Annotated in this window: 16 protein-coding genes; 11 read left to right on the top strand and 5 right to left on the bottom strand. The window is 42.8% G+C overall.

The window, feature by feature from the left end:
* Nucleotides 1-25: 25 nt before the first annotated feature.
* On the bottom strand, nt 26-592 hold the full coding sequence (locus ABID99_RS07070; protein WP_139159961.1) for a DUF6252 family protein: 567 nt from the start codon (nt 590-592) through the stop codon (nt 26-28).
* Between the two features lie 164 nt (nt 593-756).
* Between ABID99_RS07070 and ABID99_RS07065 the strand changes: the two genes are divergently transcribed.
* From ABID99_RS07065 to ABID99_RS07055, 3 genes are all read left to right on the top strand, one after another.
* Nucleotides 757-1,038, top strand: a complete 282-nt coding sequence (locus tag ABID99_RS07065; protein ID WP_090526637.1) for a pyrimidine/purine nucleoside phosphorylase — start codon at nt 757-759, stop codon at nt 1,036-1,038.
* Between the two features lie 643 nt (nt 1,039-1,681).
* Nucleotides 1,682-6,199 carry a glutamate synthase large subunit gene (gene gltB, locus ABID99_RS07060; protein WP_188832706.1) on the top strand — a complete coding sequence of 1,506 codons (4,518 nt, stop codon included), beginning with the start codon at nt 1,682-1,684 and terminating at the stop codon, nt 6,197-6,199.
* A gap of 3 nt (nt 6,200-6,202) precedes the next feature.
* The gene (locus ABID99_RS07055; protein WP_373613283.1) at nt 6,203-7,681 is read left to right on the top strand and encodes a glutamate synthase subunit beta; all 1,479 of its coding nucleotides are present in this window, start codon (nt 6,203-6,205) and stop codon (nt 7,679-7,681) included.
* Nucleotides 7,682-7,788: 107 nt separating this feature from the next.
* Here the strand turns inward: ABID99_RS07055 and ABID99_RS07050 are convergent, their stop codons facing one another.
* Nucleotides 7,789-8,214: an SRPBCC domain-containing protein gene (locus ABID99_RS07050; protein ID WP_373613282.1), complete on the bottom strand. Its 426-nt coding sequence runs from the start codon at nt 8,212-8,214 to the stop codon at nt 7,789-7,791.
* Entirely contained in the window at nt 8,211-8,549 is a 339-nt protein-coding gene (locus tag ABID99_RS07045; protein WP_188832709.1) for a helix-turn-helix transcriptional regulator, read from the bottom strand. Before ABID99_RS07045 ends, ABID99_RS07050 begins: the two co-directional genes overlap by 4 nt.
* 331 nt (nt 8,550-8,880) lie before the next feature.
* On the opposite strand from ABID99_RS07045, the gene ABID99_RS07040 reads away from it, so the two are divergent.
* Nucleotides 8,881-9,174 carry a hypothetical protein gene (locus ABID99_RS07040; protein ID WP_139159960.1) on the top strand — a complete coding sequence of 98 codons (294 nt, stop codon included), beginning with the start codon at nt 8,881-8,883 and terminating at the stop codon, nt 9,172-9,174.
* Nucleotides 9,175-9,181: 7 nt separating this feature from the next.
* On the opposite strand, the gene ABID99_RS07035 is transcribed toward ABID99_RS07040, so the two are convergent.
* Nucleotides 9,182-9,649, bottom strand: a complete 468-nt coding sequence (locus ABID99_RS07035) for a CYTH domain-containing protein (protein WP_090526626.1) — start codon at nt 9,647-9,649, stop codon at nt 9,182-9,184.
* Between the two features lie 96 nt (nt 9,650-9,745).
* Here ABID99_RS07035 and ABID99_RS07030 point away from each other — a divergent pair, with 96 nt between their 5' ends.
* The 7 genes from ABID99_RS07030 (at nt 9,746) to ABID99_RS07000 (ending at nt 17,740) form a co-directional block, all read left to right on the top strand.
* Complete coding sequence (locus ABID99_RS07030) at nt 9,746-10,687, top strand: hypothetical protein (RefSeq protein ID WP_090526624.1); 942 nt, start codon at nt 9,746-9,748, stop codon at nt 10,685-10,687.
* Between the two features lie 73 nt (nt 10,688-10,760).
* Complete coding sequence (locus ABID99_RS07025; RefSeq protein ID WP_090526622.1) at nt 10,761-11,699, top strand: hypothetical protein; 939 nt, start codon at nt 10,761-10,763, stop codon at nt 11,697-11,699.
* 54 nt (nt 11,700-11,753) lie between these two features.
* Nucleotides 11,754-12,716 (top strand): hypothetical protein, encoded by a 963-nt coding sequence (locus tag ABID99_RS07020; RefSeq protein WP_090526620.1) that lies wholly within the window; start codon nt 11,754-11,756, stop codon nt 12,714-12,716.
* A 157-nt stretch (nt 12,717-12,873) separates the two neighbouring features.
* Nucleotides 12,874-15,597: a carboxypeptidase regulatory-like domain-containing protein gene (locus ABID99_RS07015; protein WP_373613281.1), complete on the top strand. Its 2,724-nt coding sequence runs from the start codon at nt 12,874-12,876 to the stop codon at nt 15,595-15,597.
* Nucleotides 15,598-15,765: 168 nt separating this feature from the next.
* A complete protein-coding gene (locus ABID99_RS07010; RefSeq protein WP_354483999.1) occupies nt 15,766-16,170 on the top strand; it encodes a DUF1761 domain-containing protein in 405 nt (134 codons plus the stop codon).
* A 193-nt stretch (nt 16,171-16,363) separates the two neighbouring features.
* Nucleotides 16,364-17,227 carry an aldo/keto reductase gene (locus ABID99_RS07005; protein ID WP_373613280.1) on the top strand — a complete coding sequence of 288 codons (864 nt, stop codon included), beginning with the start codon at nt 16,364-16,366 and terminating at the stop codon, nt 17,225-17,227.
* Between the two features lie 114 nt (nt 17,228-17,341).
* Complete coding sequence (locus tag ABID99_RS07000) at nt 17,342-17,740, top strand: hypothetical protein (protein ID WP_373613279.1); 399 nt, start codon at nt 17,342-17,344, stop codon at nt 17,738-17,740.
* Nucleotides 17,741-17,879: 139 nt separating this feature from the next.
* Here the strand turns inward: ABID99_RS07000 and ABID99_RS06995 are convergent, their stop codons facing one another.
* A complete protein-coding gene (locus ABID99_RS06995) occupies nt 17,880-18,170 on the bottom strand; it encodes a YciI family protein (RefSeq protein WP_373613278.1) in 291 nt (96 codons plus the stop codon).
* Between the last annotated feature and the right edge of the window lie 171 nt (nt 18,171-18,341).

The following is an 18,341-nucleotide window of genomic DNA, read 5'->3' as shown; positions in this document are numbered from 1 at the left end:
GTTCATGTTATATTTTCTAATTTATTTAATTACTGACCTGGGTAAAGGTATAAGGCAGATTAGTGAATGTACCACCTAATATCTGCGACGTTTCAATAGAGGCAATGGTACCATCATCATTATAGTTTACTTTTTTCGTGGTCATGCTATAGGTACCGGTTATCACATTTTTTGATGGATCTATAGAGGTAATTATGATAGAACCCGAACCTGGCTCAACCACCCCCACCTGATTATAGGATGTACCGCCTGTTGATGTGAAGTAAGCCATATTTACCCTGTTGGTAGCGTCAACCTTATAAGTAGCCACCGGAAAAGTATTGACATTGGTAGCATTAGCATCACTTAAAGTAATCGTCCATTTTACTCTTTTCAGGTCAGCAGTACCAACTACATTAAATGATTTTGTTTTAGCAGTAGCATCATAATTTATAGTAGCGGTAACATCATCCGGGATCCATGATGTACCATTTATAGTTGCGGCAAGTATTTGGTCGGAAGTAGTGGAAGCAGAAGTAACAACGTCCTTTTTACAGCCCTGGAATATTATAGCTGATAAAACGAACAGCATTAATAGTTGGATTTTCCTCATATATAAATTTTATGCAAATAACGATGTTTAAGAAGTAATAATCACAACCGAAATTACTTTTTTCACATATTTTAACATTCGCCGGCACGGCGGCTTTTAATAGTTAAGCCCCAATTATAATACAATTCATTTTATTTAACCATATTAGGCCGAAATTTTTAAACATGATCAACGTAAACGAATATTTTGAAGGTGCCGTAAAATCACTGGCATACACCACTCCGCAAGGGCGCTCAACCATCGGCGTTATTGAACCCGGCGAATATGAATTTGGCACATCAAGTCACGAAACCATGACCGTAATTGAAGGCAGCCTTGAAGCTTTATTACCAGGCCAAAGCCAATGGCAAACTTTTACCAACGGTCAAGTATTTGAGGTTGAAGCCAATACATCATTTAAAGTAAAAACAGAAATACAGAGTTCATATTTGTGTACTTACAGATAGTTTATAACTATGGTTCATGGATCATAGTTGATGGTTCATAGGACCGATCAATAATTTGAAGCGAATGGTGCATTAGGAATAATAGGAGCGGATACCGGCCCGTGGCTAATCCTGTGTAGTATAAGCGGATAGCCCGCCGCAGGCAACGCCCATTCAGTTGGCAGCTTAAAGTAGGCGGTTAGCCGTTTTTTTGTCTGAACCCGAATTAAACTATTCCTTCGTTTACCCTGCAAAGATATTATATGCCTCCGGTATCCGAAAGTCCTCCTATCTTCCTCAATTAATCCAACTTTCAACCATGATCTATGAACCATCAACTATGAACTAACTTCCCAAATCCTACTAATCACATAGAGAAACACCACAAAATTTAATTTGGTTATAGCTAAAAAGTCAGCTTTAATAAATGTATTGCACAAGTTTGGTATAACTTTATATTGATTCTAAATAATTTTTTTCGTACTTTCATTTTGTACATCATAATATTTGTCTCTTTTTGTTGAGATAATGTTAAATAATTATGATTTAAATAATTGATTTTTTAGAAATCTTTAAAAATTACCGTAAATTTTATAATTTATTTGAGTTTTGGTAACTTCGTGGTTACACCCCTTATAAAATTGTAAACGGTTTAATTTAAACAATGGATCAAACTGATAGCCACCAGGGTCTTTACAGACCGGAATTTGAACACGATTCGTGCGGAACGGGATTTATAACCAATATCAACGGTCATAAAACCAACCAAATTATTGATAACGCGTTAACCATGCTCGAAAACATGGAACATCGCGGTGCGTGCGGATGCGACCCCGAGAGCGGGGACGGTGCGGGAATTTTAATACAATTGCCCCATGAGTTTTTAATGGAAGAATGCTCAAACCTCGAGATCAGCCTGCCGGAACCCGGCGAGTATGGTGTAGGTATGATATTTTTACCTAAAGATTCGGCCCAGAAAAAGGCCTGCCGTACCATTATTAACAATGCTATTGAAAAATTAGGTTTACATAAGCTGGGCGAGCGTAAGCTTACCGTTGATTCATCAGTTATTGGTGAAACAGCCCGCCAGGCCGAGCCTGATATTGAGCAAATTTATATTGCAAGGCCGCATCACATTACCAACGCCGATGATTTTGAACGCAAATTATTCGTGCTCAGAAGGTATATCAACAAAACCATTACTGAAACAGTAGCCGGCGCTTCTGATAATTTTTATTTTACATCGTTAAGCTGTAAAACAATTATTTACAAAGGGCAGCTTACTACCTACCAACTGCGTAAATACTATACCGATCTTTCTGATCCGCGTATTGCATCGGGCTTTGCCATGATCCACTCGCGTTTTTCTACCAATACTTTCCCTTCATGGAAACTGGCCCAACCATTCCGCTTAATTGCGCATAACGGCGAGATCAATACCCTTACAGGTAACTTAAACTGGTTTTATGCCGGCCTGAAATCATACGCTTCGTCGTACTTTACTGCCGAAGAAATGGATATGTTGTTGCCGGTGATTGATAACAACCAGTCGGATTCTGCCTGTCTGGATAATATCATTGAAATATTGTTGCACTCCGGCCGTTCATTGCCACATGTGATGATGATGCTGGTGCCTGAAGCATGGGATGGCAACGAAGCCATGGATCCGCTTAAAAAAGCCTTCTATGAGTTCCACGCTACACTAATGGAGCCATGGGATGGACCTGCCGCAATTACCTTTACCGATGGTAAACTGGTAGGAGCCCTGCTTGACCGCAATGGTTTGCGCCCACTGCGCTTCGTGGTAACCAACGATGGTCGTGTAATAGCCGCTTCTGAAGCAGGTACTTTAGCTATCGACGAAAGCACTGTTTTACGCAAAGGCCGTTTACAGCCCGGTAAAATGTTATTGATCGACACTGAAAAAGGCCGTATCATTACAGATGAGGAGATCAAGAAACAAGTTGCTTCACAGCAGCCATATGGCCGCTGGTTAGAAAACTATAAAATTAACCTGAGCGAGCTTTCAGAACCGCGTTTGGCTTTCGCCAGCCTGTCTGAAGCTTCTGTTTACCGTTACCAGCAGGTATTTGGCTACAGCCGTGAGGATATTGACACCATCATTAAACCAATGGCATTAGATGGCAAAGAGCCGGTAGGCTCAATGGGTACCGATGTGCCTTTGGCTATCCTTTCGGACAAACCTCAGCACCTGTCAAGCTATTTCAAACAGTTCTTCGCGCAGGTAACCAATCCGCCAATCGACCCGATCCGTGAGCGTTTGGTGATGAGCCTTGCTACCTTTATCGGCAACAATGGCAACCTGCTTGATGAGGATAAAATGCATTGTCATTGCGTGGTATTGAAACACCCGATATTGAAAAACCATCAGTTAGAAAAACTGCGCAGTATCGATACCGGCCTGTTCCACGCTAAAACACTGCAAACATACTTTAAGGCTGATGGCCTGCCGGGTTCACTGGAAAAAGGCATTGCACGCCTTTGCCGCTACGCCGAGGATGCTGTTGATGACGGCTTTGAGGTATTGATCCTTTCGGATCGTGCGGTTGATTCTGAGCATGCCCCTATCCCTACCCTGCTGGCTGTATCAGCAGTACACCACCATTTGATCCGCAAAGGTCGCCGTGGCGCTGTTGGCCTGGTTGTTGAAACCGGCGATGCCTGGGAAGTACACCACTTTGCTTGCTTACTGGCCTTTGGTGCTACAGCTATCAACCCGTACCTGGCGCTTTCAACTATTGAAACCCTTAAAGATAATGGCAGCCTTGAAACCAGCTACGATATCAAAAAGCTGCGGAATAACTACGTTAAATCTATTAACGATGGCTTGTTGAAGATCTTCTCGAAAATGGGGATCTCAACCTTACAGTCATACCATGGCGCACAGGTATTCGAGATCCTTGGTTTAAACAAAACCGTTGTTGACAAATACTTCCACGGTGCAGTTACCCGCATAGGCGGTTTAGGCCTCGATGAAATTGCCCGTGAAGCACTTTGCAAACACAAAATGGGCTTTGAAGCTAAAGGAGCTGACAACCTGTTACCTGAAGGTGGTATCTACCAGTGGAAACGCCGAGGCGAAGCCCATTTGTTTAATCCTACTACCGTTCACCTGTTACAGCACGCCACACGTACTAATAGCTACGAGGTATATAAAAACTATGCTAAGGCAGTAAACGAGCAAACTGAAAAACACTTCACCATCCGTGGTTTACTTGATTTTGCCCACCACCGCGAATCGATCAGCATTGATGAGGTTGAACCTGCAGAAAGCATCATGAAGCGTTTTGCTACAGGCGCCATGTCATTCGGCTCTATCTCACACGAGGCGCACAGCACCATGGCTATTGCCATGAACCGTATTGGCGGTAAAAGTAATACTGGTGAAGGTGGCGAAGACGAGATGCGTTACGACAAATTGCCAAACGGCGATTCGTTACGTTCTGCCATTAAACAGGTAGCATCGGGCCGTTTTGGGGTAACTTCAAACTACCTTACCAACGCCGATGAGTTGCAGATTAAAATGGCACAGGGTGCAAAACCAGGTGAAGGCGGTCAGCTGCCGGGCCACAAGGTTGACGACTGGATCGCTAAAACCCGTCACTCTACTCCGGGTGTAGGTTTGATCTCTCCTCCGCCGCACCACGATATTTACTCTATCGAAGATTTGGCACAGCTTATCTTCGATCTTAAAAATGCAAACCGTGCAGCCCGTATCAACGTTAAATTGGTATCAAAAGCAGGTGTAGGTACTATTGCAGCCGGTGTTGCCAAAGCACACGCAGACGTAATCCTGATTGCAGGTTATGACGGTGGTACTGGTGCATCGCCAATAAGCTCTATCAAACATGCTGGCTTGCCATGGGAGCTTGGTTTAACCGAAGCTCACCAAACACTGGTACGTAATAAACTGCGCAGCCGTGTGGTGCTACAAACAGACGGTCAACTGAAAACTGGTCGCGATTTGGCAATCGCAGCCCTGATGGGCGCCGAAGAATGGGGTGTGGCTACTGCTGCCCTTGTTGCCGGCGGTTGTATCATGATGCGTAAATGCCATCTGAACACCTGCCCTGTAGGTGTGGCTACTCAAGATCCTGAATTACGTAAATTATTCTCGGGCAAACCTGAGCATATCGTTAACCTGTTCCGCTTTATGGCCGAAGAGTTGCGTGAGATCATGGCCGAGCTTGGTTTCCGTACTATTCATGAAATGGTTGGCCGCGTACAGTTCCTGAAAGTGAAAGATAACCTGCAAAGCTGGAAAGCCAAAAAGATTGACCTTAGCGGCATCCTGCACCCGGTTACCAACACCAAAGGTATGACCTTGTACAACAGTGAATCACAGGATCATGGCATGGCCAATATCCTTGACTGGAAACTATGGGAAGCTGCGAAACCCGCTATTGAAGATAAAACCCCGGTATTTGCTTCGTTTGATGTGATCAACGTTGACCGCACCATCGGCACCTTGTTATCTAACGAGATTTCTAAAGTTTATGGTTCGGCTGGTTTACCTGACAATACCGTTAACTTCAAATTCAAAGGTTCGGCTGGTCAAAGTTTTGCAGCATTCACCACTAAAGGTGTTTCTTTCGAGCTGGAAGGCGAAGCTAATGATTATGTAGGTAAAGGTCTTTCGGGCGCTCAGATAGCCGTTTATCCGGCAGCTAATGCAACATTTGTACCTGAAGATAACATCATCATCGGTAACGTGGCCCTTTACGGCGCTACATCTGGCGAGCTGTTTGTAGGCGGTATGGCCGGTGAACGTTTCGCGGTACGTAACTCAGGTGCCACCACGGTTGTTGAAGGTATTGGCGACCACGGTTGCGAGTACATGACCGGTGGCCGTGCATTGATTCTTGGTAAAACAGGCCGGAACTTTGCAGCCGGTATGAGCGGCGGTATAGCCTGGGTTTATAACCCTGAAGGTACTTTTGCAGAAAATTGCAATACCGAAATGGTTGACCTTGACCCGCTAAGCGTACAAGACGAAGAGCAGATCCTCACCCTGCTGCGTAAACACATCACCTTAACCGGCAGCAAGCTGGCGCAAAAGATACTAAACAACTGGAATGAAGCATCAACCCAGTTTGTGAAAGTATTCCCGAGAGAGTATAAAAAAGTATTAGAGAAATTACAATATCAAACCATAGGCTAAGAAATGGGAAAACCTACAGGATTTCAGGAGTTTAATCGCGAACTTCCATCAAAAGTTCCGGCTGCTGAACGCGTTAAGAACTATAACGAATTTGTGAATTTATATACTGAAGAGAAGCTTAACCAGCAATCGGCCAGGTGTATGAATTGCGGTATCCCTTTCTGCCATTCGGGATGCCCCCTTGGTAATATCATTCCTGAGTTTAACGATGCCGTGTATCGTAAAAACTGGGAAGAAGCTTACCATATATTATCATCAACTAATAACTTCCCTGAGTTTACAGGCCGTATCTGCCCTGCCCCATGCGAATCTGCATGCGTGTTAGGCATCAACAAACCGCCTGTTGCTATTGAGGAAATTGAGCGCCATATCATCGAGATCGCTTATGAGAAAAACCTTGTAAAACCAACTGCACCGCTTGTTAAAACGGGCAAAAAGGTAGCCGTTGTAGGTTCGGGCCCTGCGGGTCTTGCCGCAGCAGCCCAACTGGTAAAAGTTGGCCACACCGTTACCGTTTACGAACGTGATGACCGTGCAGGTGGTTTATTACGCTATGGCATCCCCGATTTTAAACTGGAAAAATGGGTTGTTGAGCGCCGCGTTGAAGTAATGGAAAAAGATGGCGTTATATTTAAATACAACAGCGAGGTTGGTGTAAACGTAGCTGCTGATGAACTGGTACGTAACAACGATGCCGTGATTTTAGCAGGAGGTTCAACAATCCCGCGTAACCTTAACATTCCGGGCCGTGAGTTAAAAGGCATCCATTTTGCAATGGATTTCCTGAAACAACAAAACAAACGTGTTAGCAATATTGAAGTTACTGCCGAAGATATTATAGCTACAGGTAAAGACGTAGTGGTAATTGGCGGTGGTGACACCGGATCAGACTGTGTGGGTACTTCAAACCGCCAGGGTGCTGCATCAATCAAGCAATTTGAGGTGATGTTCCAGCCGCCGGCTCAGCGTACACAGCATATGCCATGGCCTACTTACCCAATGGTACTGAAAACTACCAGCTCACACGAGGAAGGTGCCGACCGTTTCTGGGGTGTTAATACTTTAGAATTTTTAGGCGATGAAGAAGGTAACCTGCGTGCCCTGAGAGTAGTTGATGTTGAATGGGAACAGGATTTTATGGGTCGCCCTGTAAAATTCCATGTAGTTGAAGGTTCGGAGCGTGAAATCCCTTGTCAGCGTGTATTCCTGGCTATGGGTTTCTTACATCCACAGCATGATACTTTCATCAGCCAGCTTGGCGTTGAAATTGACGACCGTAAAAACGTTAAAGCCAAAGAAGGTGTTTACCGTACCAACGTAAGCAAAGTGTTTACAGCAGGCGATATGCGCCGCGGACAATCATTGGTGGTTTGGGCTATATCTGAAGGCCGCGAAGCTGCCCGCAAGGTTGACGAGTTTTTAATGGGCCACTCTCTGCTGGAAAGCAAAGATGCTGTTAACCAGTTTGACCAGGTGTTTTAGTGGTAGAGATTGGAGGTTTGAGATCAGAGGTTAGTTACTTTTCTCCTTTTTCATAAAAACAACAAAGCCGGGCGTTTGCCCGGCTTTGTTGTTTTTACGTTATTTGTTTACTTTTCAAGGTATTCTTTAAGCGAAATACCCGTAATATGTGTCCAACCGGCAACAAAATTTTCTTTTTTGAAGGAATCCAACGGCGGGAAAGTTTCCAGACCGCTATGGGTGAGGATTAATCTGGTACCATTCCCTTCAGGAAAAAGTTCCCACGTAACTTCCGAGTCGCCTTCGTAGCCATCATATCGCCAGGTATAAGCAATGATTTTACCCTCAACAACTTTAGTTACCCGGCACAGGTGACGGTATTGAAAATTATCCTTATCTCCCGCCGTAAATTCAAATTCAAATCCTACCTCGGGTTTAAATTCGGCAAGGTCAAAATACCATTCTTTCATTTTTTCTTTAACGGTAATGGCTTCCCATACCTTTTGAATGGGCGCCGAATAAACACGTTCAATTACAAATGGTTGTGTGCTCATAGTTTGCTGTTTTTATGGTTATCTGTATTTTGTTCGTTGGTTAAAAAAGCGTCGAGGGCATCCAGTTTCTGCGTCCAAAACCGGCGGTATTGCTCTGCCCAGTCTGTAACTTGCTTTAACTGTTTCAAATCGGCATGGCAATAGCGTTCCCTCCCCTGTTGCTTAATAATGAGCAAACCGCATTCGGTTAATATTTTTATGTGTTTGGATACGGCCGGCCTGCTGATATCAAAATTATCGGCCACGGCATTAAGGTTCATTTGCCGGCTGGCCAGCAGGTTAATGATCTCACGACGGGTTGGGTCGGCAATGGCCTGGAAAACATCTCTTCGCATAGTAACAGAACGGAAACATGAAACCGTTCGGTTACAAATATAAATGAAACCATTTGGTTACGCAATATCTATTTTAATTTTCTTAAAAAGACGCAACACGCACCTACAGGGTGCTACTTTACTTTCAACATACTTATTTACAAGCATATGCAATACACCCCTATCCTCAAATCATTTCATTATTCGCCAAATAAGCGATATGGTCAGCAAGCAGCAGCGCCTATACCATAGGTAATTTTACGTAGTGAAAATTGGGTGATTATACCTATTTCGGGGTATTGCTTTTTACCATATTTTTATCCCACCTGAATGTTTAATGCAATTTAATACAATGGCAGTACGTATAGTATCTATAAAAACCGACAGCGCACCGCACGATAACCCGTATGTGGCCATCGACTCACTTGAATGGATCAACGAGCGGATCAATGTAAAAGGCCTCACCGAAAGGTCGAAACTTTATGACTGGATAAAACATGAGGATGGTGAGGCTTACATTATTGACGACAAAGGCAATAAAACCAGCTTGATCCCTGCTGTTTGTCCCAAGGGCAACAAGTATGTTAAGACTGTTTACGACGAATCGAAACCCGACTATCTGCTCGGCTTACCGGAATGTGCCTGAAAAGTTGTTACCAGTTTTTAAAAGGATGAACGCTTAACCTGGCATTGTAATACCGATCATCGCCGGTTACCTCAGCTGTTACCCATGGCGGCAGCTCAAATTCTTCATCCTCGCTGCCAAGCTCAATTTCGGCCATCAACAAACCCTGGTTATCGCCTAAAAACTCGTCAACTTCCCAAAGTTTACCGGCGTGGTGGATGTCATAGCGGTATTTTTCCAACTCGGAGGCGGCAAAATTATCAAGCAACTGAACGCCATCGGCTGCGGGAATAGTATATTCAAACTCGCTTCGGCTAAAACCTGCTGTACTTCCTTTTATAGTGATATATGCTTCGGTATCAGTAACCCGTACCCTTATTGTTTTCTTTTCATCACTAAAAATATACCCCTGCCTGAAATGCATTGCCTCAGGCTTTGTTACCAGCTGCCATTTTTCCCGATCTACCAAAAATTTACGTTCTATTTCAATTGCCATCAGTTTATATCAGATTTACTTACAATCTGCAATTTTAGCATTATTTAACATTTGGGCATTGGTAAATATCATATATTTATAATATATCGAACCTATATGCTAATTGCTAAACCTTTTACAAATTTAACCTGCATTGTATTGACTTTGTTTTGCCTTGGCTGTAAACACCGCAACATTGTTAAACATGACGGCGAAAAAGATCTGATCTCATTTAAACCTGTCTTTGGCATCAGCTATACCGAAATTGCGCGGCGCTCACAAAACGGGCTATCATTTAACCATTTTGGTTACCAGTTAGAACCGGAATGGAAAATGCGATTTGTTTCAAATGATTCTACCAGTATCTATAGCCCAACAAAAAAACAGTTCATCAATTTTCCCCTTACCCGTGGTTATGACTCTATTTTTAATACGGCCCGCACCTGGCTCAAAGTTAAAACCATGACAAAAGACAGCATGATCATTGAATTGCTCAAGGCCTATGCAGATTCGGTTGACACTCGCGGCGCTAAAGTTTACATGGTTTTTTATGCGGATAAGTATATAAACAATGTACTTCATGGCGATTTAAGCAAATGCAAAAGTCCCAGCCGAAGGGATACTGTATATATACAATCATTAACCAATGCAGCCAATAAAGATTTTACCAAAGCATTTGCCGCAAGACAACCTGTTGAACTCGAAAGCAAAAGCCCGCATGTTACTTTTAGTAAACGCCATACAGAGCCCACCATGCTCAACAACTTCGATACTTCCTATGATTATATGAACCCCGAGTTTGATATTACCATCGATAAAGCATACAGCAATTTTTACTATTCATTCTCCATGTTTATTGATCCGGCCGGGCAAATACATTATGGAAAACCCCTTACGGTATTTACAGAAAAAAGCTACGAGGAAAATTATATTCACCTCTCTACAGCGGTAATGAACAGTTACCTTAAATACTACCTGAACTTTATTCCCGGTAAAACACTTGGTATAGTGCATACCAGTGAGATAGCCGTTCATGTTACGGGAAACCGGGGCGTATAGATTCAAGTCACGAGGTTATGTAACCTCCTCGTTTTAGCGTTCATAATAAGTCATATATTTAACAAATACCTATATGATAACTAACAAATCTATAGCAAAATTAACCTGCATTGTTTTGGCTTTGCTTTGCATGGGCTGCAAACAACGTAACATTGTTAAACACAATGGCGAAAAAGACCTGATTTCGTTTAAACCTGTATTGGGTATCAGCTATACAGAAATAGCGCGCAGATCAGATAACGGGCTGTCATTTAATAACTCCGGTTATCAATTAGAGCCGCAATGGAAAATACAATTCGTTTCCGATGACTCAGTCAGCATTTACAGCCCGACAAAAAAACAATTTATCAATTTTCCGCTTACCCGCGGATACGATTCCGTTTTTAATACCGCCCGCAGCTGGTTAAAAATTAAGACCATGACTAAGGATAGCATGATCATCGAAATGCTTAAAGCTCGCGGCGATTCAGTTGATACCCGTGGCGCAAAGGTTTATATGGTTTTTTATGCCGATAATTATATTAAAAACACACTTCACGGTGATTTGAGCAAATGTAAAAGCCCTAACCGCAAAGACTCGATATATATAAAGCAGTTAGCCGAAGCTGCCAATAAAAACATTAAAAAAGCTTTTGCAGCCCGCCAACCGGTTGAGCTTAGCAGCAGCAGTAACCGGATAAAAATAAAAAAACTCCATACCGAGCCAACCATGCTCAACAATTTTAACCCATCCGACTATATGCGCCCCGAGTTTGACATCACTATTGACAAAGCCTATGCAAACTTTTACTATTCGTTCTCAATTTTTGTTGACCCCGTGGGGCGGATGCATTATGGTAAACCCCTACGGGTATTTTTCGAAGAAACTCAAAGGGTAAGCAATACCCATCTTTCAAAAGCCGTAATGGAAACTTACCTCAAGTTTTATCTTGATGTGAAGCCAGGCAGTACACTTGGCATTGTGCATACCAGCGAGATTGCAGTAAACGTTACCGGCAAAAGTGGCTTATAATGATATCGGTCCATTTTTTAGCCATTTATCAAATTATCTATATCTTTAGCAGCAATGCTACTTATCAATCTTAAAAAGTTAAAACCGGCAGCATTTGGGCTGCTCATCATTATATCTGCCTTTATTTCAGGTTGCGGCAGCGGCTCTTCAGGTAACAAGAAAAGAGAGTTGATCTCCTTTAAACCTTACAATGGCATCAACTACTCTGAAGTATCCAGACGTCAAAAAAATGGCCTCTCGTTTAACGAATACGGTTATCAACTGGAGCCGCAGTGGAAGCTAAAATTTGTTTCAGACGATTCGATAAGCATTTTCAGTCCAACAAAAAATGCATTTATTAATTTCCCGCTAACACGTGGCTATGATTCAATCTTCAACGCAGCGCGCTCATGGTTAAAGATAAGGCAAATCAATAAAGACAGTATCACCATGGAGATCCTGATCCAGAAAGGGGATTCACTTGATGTTAAAGGCACCAAGGTGTTCATGCGATTTTTTGCTGATAATTATGTAAAAAACGTTTTGCACACCGATACCGCTACATTAAGAAGGCCAAGCCGTGCCGATACAGTATTCATCCGTTCGCTTGCCGCTAAAGCAACTGCAGATTATACCAAGGCTTTTGCAGCCAGACAGCCGGCTACAATAACCAGCAATAGCCCGCTGGTAACCGTATCTCGCCGCACTACCAAACCGGACATACTTAATAATTTCGATAACTCTGATGACTACCTCGACCCTACTTACGACATTGTGATCAAAAATGCCTATAAGGATTTCTATTTTTCCTTCACCATGTATGTTGATGATAAAGGTAGTTTGTACTACGGTGCCCCGCTTGTCGGATTTAACGGCGACCAGGAAAGAGAAGCCGATTATATTCATACCTCAAAAGCCGTTGTGGACAGCTACTTTAAATTTTACCTTAATGTAAAGCCTGGTACTACCCTGGGCATCATCCACTCAAGCATGGTTTCGGTACATGTTGAGGGCAAGGCCAAAACTGCAGCCAAGTAACAATTGTGCTATTTTGTATAAGCGCATAGCTTTTAGCGTTTAACTTTCGCAAGCGGCTAAAAAAGCATTTGTAAAAAAGTGTTAAATAAACGGCCGCTAAAAATGCAATACGGCTAAATGTTTATATTAGCCCCTGTTACTTCTTTAACTTATATTGATGATCATACGTCGATTTTTACTCCTATTAAGCCTGTTAACCGCCTTTGGCGCATCTGTTTTTGCCCAGCAGGATAGCATCCCGCTAACAACCATAATTGAAAAAACAAGCAAGTTTAACAGCAGCTACCCTATCGAGAAAGTTTACCTGCATACAGATAAACCTTATTACGCTGTTGGCGATACCATTTGGTTTAAGGCCTATGTAACCATTGAAAAGCACCAGCCATCGGCATTGAGCCGCATTGTTTATGTCGACCTGATCAACAACCGCGATTCTGTAGTTGAGAGTCAGCGCATTGCAGTTACAAACGGTTTTGCAAGTGGTAACATTGTGCTTAACGGAGATACTTATAAACAAGGAGCTTACCGCCTGCGAAGCTACACCAACTGGATGCGTAATTTTGACCCGGATTATTTTTATGATCATACTTTTAATGTTGGCAATGCCATAGATAACCAGGTACGCACCAACATCACTTATAAAAGCTCAAGCAAAAGAACAGGCGTTAAAGTTGATGCTACCATCCTTTACAAAGGGCCGGATAACAGTCCGTATGCCAACAAAAAAGTAAACTGGCAGCTGATGAAAAATGGTGACCCTGTAAGCAAAGGCCACGGTATTACTGACGATAAAGGCATATTGCAGGTTGACCTGCCCGAAAGCCAGGCCGATGTAATTACTGGCGGTATCCTGGTTACTTCCATTGACGTTGGCGACCGTAAAACTATCAGCAGCAGCTTTTCTATGCGCACTGCGGTTAAAGGCTATGATGTGCAGTTTTTTCCGGAAGGAGGGCAGTTAACCAACGGGATCCGTACTAAAGTTGCGTTCAAAGCCATAGCTTCAAGCGGTTTGGGTGTAGACATTAAAGGAACGATAGTTGACGATAAAGGCGCCGAAATAGCCCAGATCAGCAGCGCGCATTTAGGCATGGGAATTTTCGCCATCACGCCGGATCTTGAAAGATCATACAAAGCGAACATTACTTTCCCGGATGGATCACAGGCTACCTATAATTTGCCTCGCGTACAATCAATGGGAATCAATATTGCCGTTTACAACAATGATCCAACCAATCTCACTGTAAAAATATCGGCTAACGATTTGTTTTTTCAGCGCAAGCAAAACAAAAGTTTTTACCTGGTAGCACAAAGCGGCGGCGTTATTTACTATGCGGCTCAAACAGTACTGCAAAGCACAGTTTATTCGGCCAATATCCCTAAAAGTAAGTTCCCTACGGGTATTGTGCAGGTAACGCTGTTTTCATCGGGCGGATATGCTCTGTGCGAACGGATTGTATTTATTCAACATAATGACCAGATGAACCTGGCCCTTAAAACGGATAAACCATCCTACAGTACAAGGGGGAGTGTTAAGATCACAGTATCGGCAAAAAATAATACAACCCCGGCCGAAGGCAGCTTTTCGGTAGCTGTTGTTGATGATGGCACGGTACCATCAAATGAAGATGCAGAATCAACCATATTAAGTAATATGTTGCTCACCTCCGATCTGAAAGGTTACATCGAAAAACCGAACTATTACTTTAATAAACCCGATGATGAAAAACTGGCCAACCTGGATATTTTGATGCTTACCCAGGGTTACCGTCGCTTTGATTATGAGGATATACTGGCCGACAAAAATCCGCCTATATACCTGATGCCGGAGCAAGGCATTGACGTAACAGGAACATTGAGGACCAATGCAGGTCTTCCGGTAGCCAAAGGCAGTTTAAGGTTGCTAATTCCTGATAAAAACTTTTCGGCAGAAACAATTACCGATATGTCGGGCAATTTTAAATTCTCAAACGTGAATGTGCCGGATACATCAAAAATTACCCTGAGCGCCCGCAACAACCCTAACGGACGCAACATGGTTATATCGGTTAATGGCGAAGCTTATCAAAAATTGAACAAAAACAACAACATCCCCGATGAGATCCTGAATATTGACAGCACTTTCCGCCCTTATTTACAAAACAGCTATAAGCAATATCAAAGTTCACGTACCATAAAGGAAGTTGTTGTAAAATCAACCAAGATCGTTAAAAAAGCCAGCCATGCCGATTATGGCACCTTCTCAGGTTTACCTATGCAGGCCGATCATGAAGTATCTGCACAGCAATTACAGGGCTGCCCTTTGTTGTTAAACTGTTTATCAACCATGGCAATGGGCCTTACCTATATTGACAACAATTTTTACGTTACCCGCGATTACAATGCCGGCGGCCGCACCCCGGTACAGGTGTATGTGGGCAGCCTGCCTGTTGATGCCAACTTTTTATCAAGCATACAATCGAGCGAGGTTGAATCTGTGGAGATCTTTTTAAATGATGGGGTAAGCGGCATCAACCGTAGTACCCAAACCAAGGGCGTACTGGTGATTAACAAAAAGGTTGTTAAAAAACAAAAGATAACACTTGCACAACTACAGGAACTTATTCCCAAGCAAAATGTGATCACTTTTGCAGTGCAGGGCTATACCAAGGCCAAGGAGTTTTACTCGCCTAAATATGACGTAACCAAAGCAGGCACGCTTGGGGGTGATTTACGTAATACGATTTATTGGAAACCTAACGTAATTACCGATAAAGCAACCGGTACGGCAACTATCAGCTTCTTTAACAGCGACCAACGCGGCTCATACCGTGCTATAATTGAGGGAATTGACGCCGAAGGTAATATAGGCCGAAGTGTGATCCACTACAACGTAAAATAAACCAGCACAAATTTTGCTGACAGAAAAAAAGCCCTGGTTGCTAAAAAGCAGCCAGGGCTTTTCATTTATCCCTATTTGTATCAATTTATTAGCTTTTGGCTTTGGGCATTGAGCTTTTAGCTATTAATAGTTATATTAGTACAACCAATTAATTTAAACATTATCATCATGAATTTTCAACTTATCAACTGGCTGGCCGTTGTGGTTGCAGCATTATCCGCGTTTTTAGTTGGCGGTATCTGGTACTCTCCTGCCCTGTTTGCCAATGCATGGATGGCAGATAATAAGCTTAGCAGTGCCGAGCTTCAGGCATCCAGCAAAGGGAGGGCCTTTGGCTTTACAGCCTTCTTTTCTATCATTATGGCTGTAAACCTCGCTATGTTTTTAGCCGTTCCAACTACGACTGCCGCTTTAGGGACACTATGGGGTTTCCTTGCCGGCATCTGGACGTTTTGCGCTATTGCCATTCACAGTTTGTTTGAGCTCAAAAGCTGGCGGCTGATCTTCATAAACGGCGGCTATAGCGTAGTGTCCCTAACCCTGATGGGCTTAATATTAGGTACCTGGAGATAAGATGATTATTCACTAATAGAAAACGAATTTATGCGAATTACACGAATAGCTATTGAGCCTTAATTCGTGTAATTCGTTTACACCATTAGTGCAATTAATGCAGGTTCAAAATGACATTGATGTTATATATTCCATGAACAATACTGATGCTTTTTAGTTGAACTTTACAGTAGTCAATCCAAAATACATTACCATGGCAAGCACAACAAGTTCATTTGAAAAAACATTCACCATTGGTGGCGACATTACCATTAATCGTTTAGGTTACGGCGCAATGCGTATCACAGGTCCCGGCATTTGGGGACCGCCGAAAGATAAAGACGAAAGCATCCGTGTGTTGAAGCGCGCTATTGAACTCGGTGTAAATTTTATTGACACAGCCGATAGCTACGGGCCAAATATATCGGAAGAATTAATTGCGAAAGCCCTGCATCCCTACCCTGCCGATCTGTTGATTGGAACCAAAGGCGGTTTGTTGCGTACCGGCCCTAACGAGTGGCCTGTAGATTCTTCGCCGGAGCATTTAAAGGAAGCTCTTGAAGGCAGTCTGAAACGTCTTCAGGTTGAACGTATCGACCTTTACCAATTGCACCGCATCGACCCTAAAGTGCCTGCTGAAAAATCATTTGAATTTTTACAAAAGGCACAGCAAGAGGGCAAGATAAGGCATATAGGTTTATCTGAAGTAAGTGTTGAAGATATTAAACTTGCACAGCAATATTTTGAGGTGGTATCAATACAAAACATGTACAGCGTTGACAACCGCAAATGGGAAGCGGAACTGGAATATACCCGCGACCATAATATCGCGTTTATCCCGTGGTTCCCGCTTGGCGGCGGTAATGTGCAGGGCGAGGAGATATTAAATCGCATTGCAGCCAAACATGGCGCTACACTTCACCAGGTGGCCTTAAGCTGGCTGCTTCACCATTCGCCAAACATTCTGCTTATCCCGGGTACATCAAGTGTAAAACACCTGGAAGAGAATATGAAAACCGCCGATATTCAGCTTTCAGACGATGATATAGATGTATTGAATAGCCTGTCTGAAGCATAAATAAAACTTTGAAGAGCTAAAATTAAAAGGATGTCATTAATTTGGCGTCCTTTTAATTTTGAATCAAATTGAAAGGATAAAAAACCGGCAGCTATTATGAAACATTAGTCCTGAATGAAAAGTAAAGAAGAAATACTAAACAGCTATAACACTACTGGCAAGGATGGCCTGCTGGAAATATCAGCCGAAGACCTGCTCAACGCTATGGAAGCCTACAAACAACAATGGGCCGAAGCGGCTTTTAACGCAGCAAGGAAACAAAGTAACGAAGCTTACGAGTTTGAAACTTTTAATGATTTTATGGCGAGTACCCAGGCTAAGGAACAGGTACAGGATGACTTCAGTGCTATGATAACCGCGGTAGCTGATAATGTAGTCGCCAATTTTTTGCCTGATGACAGTTCGGTAAATCAGTTTGATTTTAATTTTACGATGCAGGGCAAAGGTTATACTGCTTTTTATGCTAAAGATGCTCAGGGATACTGGCAAATGAGCAGATGGGCGGAGCAGTAGGCAGTGGGCAGTTTTGAGTTAGCAGTTTGCAGTGAAAATCTGTTTGACATTCTGTGATATTCGCTGTCCGAAGTCTCTGACTTCGAACAGCGGAGTTTTTTTGTAACTGCAAACAGCAGACTAATGACTGCAAACCGTGTTAAACGTCTGCCACTTTAAAGGGTTTTACATCAACACTTTCCCATACTTTTTGAGTAACATACGGATCATTTTGTTTCCAGGCTTCCATCTCTTCGTCGGTTTCAAACTGTACTATCATGGTTGAGCCAATCATCTTGCCTTCATCGTTTAGCATGGCTCCTCCTAACACAAAATTACCATTGGCTTTTAAAGCCCTGGCACCATCAAGATGATGAGGGCGGGCACCTAACCGACGTTCAAATGCTTCGGCATCGGTATAATCGTAGGCGGTAACGAGGTATTGTTTCATGGGTATCTATTTTAATTGGTATTTAAATAACATGCATGCAGTTTTTGCGCATGCATGCTTTTATCAGGTCCGAATATCTGCAAAACTATCCCATTAAAATAAATTAAAAATTAAATTAAATTTATAACTGTAAAGTTGACAATTTTTACAATATTTGTTTCCCGAAAAACC

The organism is Mucilaginibacter sp. OAE612 (assembly GCF_041806395.1).
GTDB lineage: Bacteria > Bacteroidota > Bacteroidia > Sphingobacteriales > Sphingobacteriaceae > Mucilaginibacter > Mucilaginibacter rubeus.
This window is presented reverse-complemented; position numbering and strand designations above follow the sequence as displayed.